An 8,337-nucleotide genomic window follows, 5' to 3' on the forward strand; every position below is an offset into this window, starting at 1 on the left:
TAATTGGGTGGTGGCATCTGATGCCGCGGTTTGTTAAACTAGCAATAGCAGGTTTACAAATGGAGGAATGAATGTCGAATGACGATTAATATAAAGCGAGAGGATATCGAGCTGCTGGCTCCGGCCGGCGACTGGGATTGCATGCGCGCAGCGGTAGCCAATGGCGCGGATGCGATTTTTTTTGGCGTAGAGAAGTTTAATGCCCGTGCAAGAGCGAATAACTTCCGGAGCGAAGAGTTGCCGGAGATTATGGCTTTTCTTCATACCTATGGAGTGAAAGGGTTCCTGACCTTCAATATTCTCGTATTCGAAGACGAGCTTCGGGATGCGAAACAACTAATAGAAATGTGCATTAATGCCGGCGTAGATGCGGTAATCGTGCAGGACTTGGGTCTTGTGAAAATGATTCGCGAATTGTCTCCGGACTTCCCGATTCATGGCTCGACGCAAATGACGATTACATCGCCGGAAGCGGTGGAGTTCACGAAACCTTTTGGCATGGAACGTGTCGTTCTTGGCCGCGAGAATAACTTGAAGCAAATTAAGAAGATTGGCGAGCAAGCGAAGCTTCCGATGGAAGTATTCGTTCATGGCGCGCTTTGCGTATCGTACTCTGGCCAATGCTTGACTTCGGAAATGTGGGGCGGCCGTTCCGCGAACCGCGGCGAATGCGCGCAAGCATGCCGTTTGCCTTACGACTTAATGGTAGATGGCGAACATCAGCCAATGGGCGATGTTGCTTACTTATTGTCTCCAAAAGATTTGGCCGCGATCGATCTGATTCCGGAACTGATTCAAGCTGGCGTAACTTCCTTCAAAATCGAAGGGCGCCTGAAAAGTCCCGAATATGTAGCAAACGTAGTAAGCAAATACCGTCGTGCGATTGATAGCTATTTTGCAGGGGACCTGACCGGCCCTTCCAAGGAAGAAGTACGCGAGCTGCAACAAAGCTTCTCCCGCGGTTTTACGCATGGTTTCCTGACAGGAACAAACAATAAACAGCTGGTAGACGGCACTTTTCCAAAAAGCCGCGGTGTATACTTGGGCCGTGTTGAACGCATACTGCGCGATGCGGTAACGATTCGTCTGGAAGCTCCGCTGAAGCGCGGGGACGGCATCGTGTTTGACGCCGGGGATCCAACCAAGAAGGAAGAAGGCGGTCGTGTCTACGACCTTCGCCGCCATGGCCAGAAGATCGAAGGCGAAGCGCAAGAAGGAACCCTTCTCGAACTCGTTGCGGGACGGAATGACGTAGATCTCCGCAAAGTGCATGTCGGGGATAAAATTTGGAAAACAAATGACCCGGCACTCGACAAACGCCTTCGCGCGACATTCGAGACGGAGAAGCCGTATCGCGTATTCCCGTTGCAACTGAAAGTAACGGGCACCCTTGGCGAACCGCTGCGTACATGGTGGACGGACGTGCAAAAAGGCGTTACCGTTTCGGTGGAATCCGAGCTTATGCTGGAGCAAGCGAACAAACGTCCGATGGATGCGGCGCTGCTCGAAGACCAGCTTGGGCGTCTTGGCGGAACGCTGTATCAGCTTGATCAGCTGGAAGTGGAACTTGAAGGCGATCTGATCGTGCCGGTGCGCGAACTGAACCGGATGCGCCGCGAAGCGGTGGAGAAGCTGACGGGCGAACGTCCTAAGCCGCCGATTTACGTGAAGCATATGATCGATCCGCTGGGCGATGCGTCAGCGGCAGCCGACAACGACAAGGTCAAACCTGCCAAGCAGCAGGTAGCTCAGCCAAGATTGACGGCGCTTTGCCGTAACCTCGAGCAGGTTGAAGCAGCCGTTCAAATGGATGTTGAGATGATTTATTGCGATTTTGAATTTATTAAGCAGTTCCCGGCGGCAATTGAAGTCGCGCGTGCAGCAGGCAAGCCAATTGCGCTTGCTACGCCGCGCATTCACATGCCTGGAGAGAACGGCTATCATGCGAATATATTGAAGCTTCAACCGGATGCCGTGCTGATCCGCAATACAGGTGCTTTGTATTATTACCTGCGTGCGCGCGCAGAGAATCCGGGTAAGCCGTTCCCTAAGCTAATCGGCGACTTCTCGCTTAACGTAGCTAATCATAAAGCCGTTGAAGTATTTGCTGATTCGGGTCTCGATTTAATTACGCCTTCGTATGACCTTAATATTCAACAAATGGTCGATATGCTTGAGCAATCCGACACTTCCCGTCTGGAAGTCGTTATTCAGCAGCATCTTCCGATGTTCCATACGGAGCATTGCGTGTATTGCACGTTCATGAGCGAAGGCACGGACTATACGAACTGCGGACGTCCATGCGAGGATCATCGCGCGTCGCTGCAAGACCGAATCGGCATGTCTCATCCGGTACGCGTAGACGAAGGTTGCCGCAACACGGTATATAATGCAATCGAACAATCGGGCGCAGAGTATATCCGCAACTTCCTGGAGCTTGGCGTTCCTTCGTACCGCGTAGAGTTTCTGGAAGAGTCCGGAGACAAAGTCCAAGAAGTATTGGGCTTGTACCGGGACGCGCTTGATGGCCGCATTACAGGCACGAAAGTATGGAAAACGTTAAAAGCAACGAACCAGCTCGGCGTAACGCGCGGGCAGCTTGTGAAATAAGGAGAGCCGGCGCATGAGTGGAGCATGGTACAGCAACTGGAGACATGTATTCAAGTTGGATCCGGAGAAAGAAATTACGGATGAAGCATTGGATGCCATCTGCATGTCCGGAACCGATGCGATTATCGTTGGCGGCTCCAGCGGCGTAACGTTCGAAAATACGGTTGACCTCATGGCGCGCATTCGCCGCTATGAGGTAGACTGCGCGCTTGAAGTTTCAACGCTGGACGGGGCCGTACCCGGCTTTGACGGCTATTTCGTCCCGATCGTCCTGAATACGGACAATGCGGAGTGGATTATTGGCCGTCAGATCGAAGGCCTCAAGGAATACGGCACCTTTGTGCCATGGGAAGAGACCGCTTCGCAAGGTTATATTATCCTGAACAGCGAAGCTACGGCAGCCGAAGTTACCGGCGCAAATACGGAGCTGGACGAGACGTCGCTGGTTGCCTATGTTCGGATGGGGGCAAGGATAATGCGCCTTCCCGTTATCTATATCGAATACAGCGGCCGGTTTGGAGATATGGCGCTGGTCCGTGCAGCCAAAGAAGCGGCGAATGAGGCCCAGCTGTTTTATGGCGGGGGGATTCATAATGCCGAGACCGCGGCGCAAGCGGCTGAGTTTGCGGATACCATAGTCGTTGGCAATATCATATACACCGATTTGGAAGCGGCGCTTCGGACGGTTGAGGCTGTCCGCCGCTCAGCTACCGCGTAAGGATGAATGAAGAAGGCTTGCATGCAGCAAGCTGTAATATGGGTTTTTGTCTTAGACAAGCATGTCAGCAAAGAGAGCTATTCCGAGAGCGTAATAACGAGCTTTAGGAATAGCTTTTTATTTGCAAATTGACACAATAGTGGCCGTTGTCTACACTATCAGTAAGAAGCGAACAAATGCGAACAGAACTTATAAGTTAAGGAGTACAAACATGTTTAATCCGATAAATATTGATCAAGCCGTACAAAAGCTGAACCCTCCGCAGCGGGATGCCGTTCAGGCGACGGATGGACCATTGCTTATCATGGCGGGAGCGGGTTCCGGCAAAACGCGCGTATTGACTCACCGCATTGCGTACTTAATTGAGAAGAAGCGGGTTGCGCCGTGGAGCATTTTGGCCATTACCTTTACTAACAAAGCTGCCAGAGAGATGCAGGCGAGGGTAGCCGCGCTGATCGGCCCGTCGGGTCAAGATATTTGGGTTTCGACTTTCCACTCCATGTGCGTCCGTATCCTCCGCAAAGATATTAGCCGGATCGGTTTTTCGTCGAATTTCTCGATTCTCGATTCTGCCGATCAGCTGTCGGTTATCCGCAACTGCATGAAGGAACTGAATATCGATGTGAAGAAGATTGAGCCCAAGGCGGTTCAGGCTGAGATTAGCGGGGCGAAGAACGAACTGATTACGCCGGAGCGTTATGAGCAGAAGACCGGCGACTATTTTACCGATATTGTGGCGAAAGTATTTAAGATGTACCAGAAGCGTCTGAAGAGCAATAACTCGCTCGACTTTGACGATCTGATCATGACTACCATCCAGCTATTTAAGGAAATGCCGGAAGTGCTGGAGTTTTATCAGAACAAGTTCCGTTATATCCACGTGGACGAGTATCAGGATACGAACCGCGCGCAATACATGCTTTGCCGCATGTTGGCCGACAAGCATCATAACATTTGCGTTGTTGGCGATAGCGACCAGTCGATCTACCGCTGGCGCGGCGCGGACATTACGAACATTCTGAACTTCGAGGATGATTATCCGGAAGCCCGGACGATTATGCTCGAGCAGAACTACCGCTCTACTGCCAATATCTTGGAAGCGGCAAATGCCGTAATCAAGCTCAATACCGGCCGCAAGCCGAAGAAGCTTTGGACGGATCAAGGCGAAGGCGAACTGATCAGCTTGTATCAAGCGGATTCCGAACATGATGAGGGTTATTTCGTTACCGGAACGATCAGCAAAAATGTGAAAAACGGCCTCAGATATGACCAGCATGCTATTTTGTACCGGACGAACGCCCAGTCCCGCGTAATCGAGGAAATTCTGATCAAATCGGATATTCCGTATCAAATCGTTGGCGGCGTTAAGTTCTATGACCGCAAAGAGATTAAAGACTTGCTTGCGTATTTGAGACTGATCTCGAACCCGGACGATGACATTAGCTTGCAACGGATCATTAACGTTCCGAAGCGGGGGATCGGCGACACGACGGTCGCGAAGATCGCGGAAGAGGCGGTTCGCAGAGGGACTTCGATGTTTGATGTCCTCGGCAATATGCAGGGAATGGACCTGAATGGCCGTGCCATGGGCTTGCTGCACGAATTCCGCGACATGATCGACAACCTGACGCAGATGGTCGACTACTTGTCCGTAACCGAACTGACGGAAAAGGTACTCGAAATGTCGCAATACCGCATCGAATTGCAGCGCGAGAAGACGCTCGAATCGACTGCCCGTCTCGAGAACATCGACGAGTTCCTGTCCGTTACGCTTGATTTCGAGAAACGCAACGACGACAAGACGCTTGTCGCGTTCCTGACGGACCTTGCTCTCATCGCGGATATCGATTCGATGGACAAAGATGATGACGGCAAGCCGGCCGATAATAACTCCGTTGTTCTTATGACGATGCATAGCGCCAAAGGTTTGGAGTTCCCGGTCGTCTTTATTATCGGAATGGAGGAGAGTATCTTCCCTCATAGCCGAGCGCTTAACGATAATGAAGAACTGGAGGAAGAGCGCCGGCTTGCTTACGTAGGGATTACCCGTGCCGAGAAGCAGCTCTTCCTGACTTGCGCCCGCAGCCGGACGATCTTCGGCCGCATCAGCGCGAACTTGCCTTCGCGTTTCCTGCAGGAAGTGCCGGATAACGTGAAGACGATCGCTTCGCCGGGCGGAGCGATTGGCCGCTCCGGCAGCTTTGCCGGCGGCGCCAGCCGCTCCAGCTTTGGCGGCGGCAACGGCGGAGCCGGCTTTGGCGCCGGGCGCGCGCCATCCTTCGGCGCGCCTGGCGCTGGTTCCCGCACCCCGGGACCATCGGGGGCGGGAGTGCGCGTGAGCACGCCGCTTGACGCAGCAGCGAAAGCGGCGGCTAACGCCGGAACGGCCGCGGGGAATGCCGCGGACAAGAACTTCGTTGCCGGCGACAGAGTCGCGCACGGCAAATGGGGCGAAGGCGTTATCGTCTCCGTGAAAGGGACGGGGAACGACATGGAGCTGCAAATCGCTTTCCCTGCGCCGGTTGGCGTCAAACGCCTTCTGGCCGGATTTGCGCCAATAACGAAAGTATAAAGAGATGGAAGGATGGGACCCTCCCATGGATAATCAGACGGCAATGGCAACGCCTGAGCAGTTGACCCGCATGCAAGAGCTGGCGGCAGAAATCTCCGCCCATAATTATTCGTATTACACGCTCGACCGGCCTGCCATTAACGATGCGGACTACGATAAGCTTTACGACGAATTAGTGGCGCTGGAAGCGGCCACCGGCGTTGTACTGCCCGATTCCCCGACACAACGCGTTGGCGGAGAATTGCTCAAAGGTTTTGAGCCTCACCGTCACCGGGCGCGTTTGTGGAGTCTCGACAAGGCACAGGATACCGAAGACCTGCTGGCGTGGAATCAGCGGGTACTTAAAGCCATTAATGATTACAATGCCAAACATCCGGAGGACGAACCTCTTCCGCAGCCAAGTTATGTCATCGAGCTGAAGTTCGACGGATTGACGCTTAATCTGACCTACGAGAACGGCCAGCTTATTCAAGCTTCCACGCGCGGCAACGGGACGGTAGGCGAGGGGATTCTGGCACAAGTAAAGACGATTCGTTCCGTGCCGCTTGCCATTCCGTTCAAGGACGGAATTATCGAGGTGCAAGGCGAAGGCATTATGAACTTGTCTGTTCTGGAACGTTACAATCAGACTGCGGCAGAACCGCTTAAGAACGCCCGCAATGCGGCGGCTGGCGCGCTTCGCAACCTGAATCCGAGAGTAACGGCCGAAAGAAAGCTGAACGCATTCTTCTATAATGTAGGGCATGCAGAGGGCATCTCATTTACGAATCACCGTGAGATGCAGCAGTTCCTGAAGGATAACCTGTTCAAGGTCAATCCTTATGCCGCATACTTCGATACCATCGAAGAAGTGCAGGAAGAGCTGCTTGGAATTGCCGAGAAGCGCCAAGGGTTCGACTTCCTGATTGACGGTGCCGTAGTGAAACTAACGGATATGCGCACGCGCGAGGCGCTTGGATATACCGACAAATTCCCTCGTTGGGCAGTTGCCTTCAAGTTCGAAGCGGAAGAAACGGCAACCGTGCTGGAGTCCGTCTCTTGGGAGGTAGGCCGTACCGGTAAAATCACGCCGGTAGCGCGGGTAGAGGCTGTCGAACTGGCAGGCGTTACGGTGCAGAACTGCACGCTTAACAATATCGGAGACATTGAGCGGAAGAACCTGAAGTATGCCTTGGGCACGCTTGTGTCGATCCGCCGGTCCAACGATGTTATTCCCGAGATTCTTGGCAAGATTGATGAAGAACCGGGGCAAGAGATCGTGTACCCAACCGTTTGTCCGGCATGCGGCACGGAGCTCGAGCAACGCGGCGCCCATTTGTTCTGCAACAATAAGCTAGGCTGCCGTCCTCAAATTATCGGACGCATTACCCATTTTGCATCCCGCGATGCCATGGATGTTGAAGCGTTTAGCGTTATGACCGCGGAACAGCTGTACGCGGACTGTGATGTTCATGATCCGGCTGACCTGTATGCGCTTGGTTATGATGATCTGATTAAGCTCGACCGCTTCGGCGACAAAAAAGCCCGCAAGCTTCTGGATGCCATCGAGAAGTCAAAAGACCGCGACTTGGCGGCTTTCCTCTTTGCTCTAGGCATTCCGAATACGGGCAAGGCAACTACCAAGATGCTTGCCGACCATTACGGCAGCCTGGACGCTGTCATGTCCGCTACGGCTGAAGAGCTGGTGGGCCTGCAGGATGTTGGCGCTATTGTAGCGGACAGCATAGTGAACTACTTTGCCGATCCGATAATCGCAGCAAGTATTATCCGTATGCGTGAGCTTGGGGTAAAAGCTGAAGCTGAGCAGCCGGCCGTCGTCCGCCAGGATAGCATCTTCAGCGGGAAGACCGTTGTATTAACGGGAACGCTGTCGAAACTGTCGAGGGACGAAGCAGCGAAGAAGCTGGAAGCCTTCGGAGCCAAAGTGACCGGCAGCGTGTCGAAAAAGACGGATTTCGTAATTGCCGGCGAAAGCGCGGGAAGCAAGTTGACCAAAGCACGTGATCTTGGCATTACCGTTATAGAAGACGAAGATGAATTATTGCGTCTATTAGGGGAAGTATAAGTAGGCCCAAGCACCGCTGACTCTATTAAAGAGTTGGCGGTGCTTTTTTATGGTCAATGATTAATGTCATTTATTACAAGTTGTATTTCATTTTTAGACATGGTATATTACTTCTTGTCGCTTCGGAAGACACGACATCAACAAGCGAAACACATGGAACGAAATAAATAAATGTGAAACAAGCTGTTGACAAGAAATGAAGAAGCTGATATCATAACATCTTGTCACGACAAAATGTGACAAACAAGTTCTTTGAAAACTGAACAAATGAATCACGTCGATTCAAACAAGTTTTAAATAGCTAGTTAAGTAATGAGCAAGTCAAACACTTTAATGGAGAGTTTGATCCTGGCTCAGGACGAACGCTGGCGG

General features: G+C 52.4%; 4 protein-coding genes. All 4 read left to right on the plus strand.

Annotated features, from left to right (window positions below; all coding sequences use genetic code 11):
• Positions 1-78: 78 nt before the first annotated feature.
• The 4 genes from QQK89_RS26305 to ligA all read left to right on the plus strand — a co-directional run bounded on the left by QQK89_RS26305 (position 79) and on the right by ligA (position 7,965).
• Entirely contained in the window at positions 79-2,610 is a 2,532-nt protein-coding gene (locus tag QQK89_RS26305; protein ID WP_284241726.1) for a U32 family peptidase, read from the plus strand.
• Between the two features lie 13 nt (positions 2,611-2,623).
• Complete coding sequence (locus QQK89_RS26310; RefSeq protein ID WP_284241727.1) at positions 2,624-3,328, plus strand: heptaprenylglyceryl phosphate synthase; 705 nt, start codon at positions 2,624-2,626, stop codon at positions 3,326-3,328.
• A gap of 211 nt (positions 3,329-3,539) precedes the next feature.
• Complete coding sequence (gene pcrA, locus QQK89_RS26315) at positions 3,540-5,900, plus strand: DNA helicase PcrA (protein WP_284241728.1); 2,361 nt, start codon at positions 3,540-3,542, stop codon at positions 5,898-5,900.
• 25 nt (positions 5,901-5,925) lie between these two features.
• Positions 5,926-7,965 carry an NAD-dependent DNA ligase LigA gene (gene ligA / locus QQK89_RS26320; protein WP_284241729.1) on the plus strand — a complete coding sequence of 680 codons (2,040 nt, stop codon included), beginning with the start codon at positions 5,926-5,928 and terminating at the stop codon, positions 7,963-7,965.
• Positions 7,966-8,337: the final 372 nt, after the last annotated feature.

Source organism: Paenibacillus glycanilyticus (assembly GCF_030161375.1).
In the GTDB taxonomy this organism is placed as follows: domain Bacteria; phylum Bacillota; class Bacilli; order Paenibacillales; family Paenibacillaceae; genus Pristimantibacillus; species Pristimantibacillus glycanilyticus_B.

Coding starts and splice junctions, on each gene's coding strand:
- QQK89_RS26305 (WP_284241726.1), top strand. CDS start 79: ATGACGATTAATATAAAGCGAGAGGATATCGAGCTGCTGGCTCCGGCC.
- pcrA (WP_284241728.1), top strand. CDS start 3,540: ATGTTTAATCCGATAAATATTGATCAAGCCGTACAAAAGCTGAACCCT.
- ligA (WP_284241729.1), top strand. CDS start 5,926: ATGGATAATCAGACGGCAATGGCAACGCCTGAGCAGTTGACCCGCATG.
- QQK89_RS26310 (WP_284241727.1), top strand. CDS start 2,624: ATGAGTGGAGCATGGTACAGCAACTGGAGACATGTATTCAAGTTGGAT.